The organism is Burkholderia sp. Ac-20349 (genome assembly GCF_017104865.1).
Taxonomy (GTDB): Bacteria; Pseudomonadota; Gammaproteobacteria; order Burkholderiales; family Burkholderiaceae; genus Burkholderia; species Burkholderia aenigmatica.
This window is the reverse complement of sequence record NZ_JAAGPM010000305.1, coordinates 1-2,307: the sequence shown is the minus strand read 5'-3', so window position 1 is coordinate 2,307 and position 2,307 is coordinate 1. Positions and strand designations below refer to the sequence as shown.

The following is a 2,307-nucleotide window of genomic DNA, read 5'->3' as shown; positions in this document are numbered from 1 at the left end:
CCGCGGGCTCAGTGCGAGCCCGGCTGGCCGGCGCGCGCGGCCGGGCTGTTGCCCGGCCAGAACAGCGCGAGCGGATTCGACAGCACCGTGCGGATGATCGCGGCGACGAGCGCACGCACCTTGGTTCGGCGCAGGCTGCGCGAGCGGACGGCCATCGTGAACGCGAGCGCGAAGCTCACGAGCACGTTGAGGATCGCCATGCTGAGCACGCCGGCGCCGGCCCACCACAGCTCGGGCGTGCCGAGCGCGTCCTTGCCCAGCACGCCGAGCGCGATCCCGATCGAACCGGCCGACAGCGTCACGTGCCGCACCTCGAACGGGAACATGAACACGGTGACGATCGCCGGAATCAGGCCGAGCATCAGGCCGAGGCCGACGTTCGCGACCACGCCGGCCACGTTCGACCGGCAGAAGTGCGCGAGCTTCGCCGCGCCGGCCGCGCCGAGCGTGATGCGCAGCCGGCGGTTGTACGTGAGCGCGTCGCCGACCCGGTGCAGCACGAACCAGTTGTCGGCCCAGCCCGCGAGCAGGCTCGACGCCCACAGCAGCACGCCCGTCAGCGCCGCGTAGAGCGGCGTCGGGCCGAGCAGCGAGAACGAGCGCAGCGTCGCATGGGCTTTTTCCGGCGAGATCAGGTTCGCGTGCAGCAGGTTGCCCGCGAACAACTGCACCAGCAGGCACACGGGCAGCACGACGAGCACGTTGCCGGAAATCGCCGCGGCCTGCGTGCGGATCAGCGCGATCACCGACGCCACGAACGCCTTCACGCCTTCCTCGTGGCCGGTGTCGTCGAGCTCGCGCGCGAGCGTCGGCGCGGTCATCGCAGGTTGCTTGGTCGCGAGCGTGAAGTGCAGGAAGTGCATCAGCATGAAGCTGGCCGCGTAGTTGACGCCCGCGAGCAACCCTTCGAGCATCGACTGCAGGTGCGCACCCGTGATCGCGAACTTCACGCACACGGTCACGACGGTGACGAGACCGCCGCCCGCGGCCATCCGCAACATCTTCAGGTACTCGGCGCGGCCGCGCGAGATGTAGTGCTCGCCGGTGTCCGCATTGGTCTCGACGAGCTTGCGCGCGAACAGCGAGAAGTTGCTGCGCACGAGGTGCGACACGCTCTGGCTGTTGTGGTTTGCGTCGATGAGCTCGGCCGTCAGGTGCGCCATCCCGTGCAGGTCGTCGCGCGCCATCCACGCGTTGAGCAGCATCTCGGCGCGCAGGATGCGCATGCGCATCCGCTCGACCTGGAACACGATGTCGACCGACACGCCGTTGCGGTACAGGTGCGAGAACACCTCGTCGACGGCGATCCGGCATTCGTCGAGCAGCACGCGCAGGTAGTTCACCTCGTGCAGCAGCTTGCTCGGGTCGCCGCCGTCCTCGACGGCCGCGTGCGCGGTCTCGACCGCGAGCATCGCGCGCGTGAGGCGGTAGAACGGCTGCGTTTCGAGCGGCTTGCGCGCATCGTCGTCGGAGAGCCGGCTGCGCACCGTCTGCGACAGGCCGGTCGAGCTGATCTGGCAAGTGAGGTTGTGCAGCGCGGCCAGCAGGTCGCGCGAGAACGAACCCGGCTCGTGGCGCTCCTCGTCGGTGATGTCGAACGAGATCAGCTCGGCGAGGCGGGCGAGCAGATCGTCGGGCAGCGCGTCGATCCATTGCGCGTCTTCCGGCGTCGGGAACATCAGCGTGAACAGCGCCGACAGCTCGCGGCGGTTCGGCGCGGGCGGGATCAGCGACGAGTCGATCCGCTCGAACAGCGCGCCGAAGAAGCCCGAGTGCACGGGCATGCCGGCGTCGCACAGGAGCGAGATGCCGTCGCACTCGCGCAGGATGCCGCGCAGGATGCGCGCGGCGTGCGTTTTCCACGCGGGATTGCGATCGAGCACGTGGAACAGGTAGCGCAGCCGCGCATGGGCCGGATACGCGCGCGCATCGGCGGCGCGATCGGCCGGCGCGTCCTGCATCGTGCCGGTGCGGCGCAGCCAGTGCGCGAGCTCGATCAGCCATTCGCTGCGCTCGGCGTACGACGCATCGGCGTCGGCGTGCGCGAGCAGCGCATCGAGCTGGTGACCGGCATTGCGCGACGCGCGCCACTTCTTGATCAGGGTCGTCAGGGAACGAAACATAAACGGAATAGCGAAAGCCCTCGGCGGGCGGGTTCGGGATGCCGGCCGGGGAAACGGCGCGGCGCCGGGGAGAACGGGTGAGACGGGGCCGGTTGCCGGGCGATGCGCGGCGACCCGCGATGCGGCTGCCCCGCTGCGGTGCACGCCGAACGCGTGCGGGCGCCGGGAGGCACGGCGGTCGGGC

General features: G+C 70.0%; 1 protein-coding gene. It reads right to left on the bottom strand.

Translation table 11 applies throughout. The features are described from left to right. Positions 1–8: 8 nt before the first annotated feature. Positions 9–2,123 carry a site-specific recombinase gene (locus tag G3N61_RS38745; protein WP_043191154.1) on the bottom strand — a complete coding sequence of 705 codons (2,115 nt, stop codon included), beginning with the start codon at positions 2,121–2,123 and terminating at the stop codon, positions 9–11. Positions 2,124–2,307 lie beyond the last annotated feature (184 nt).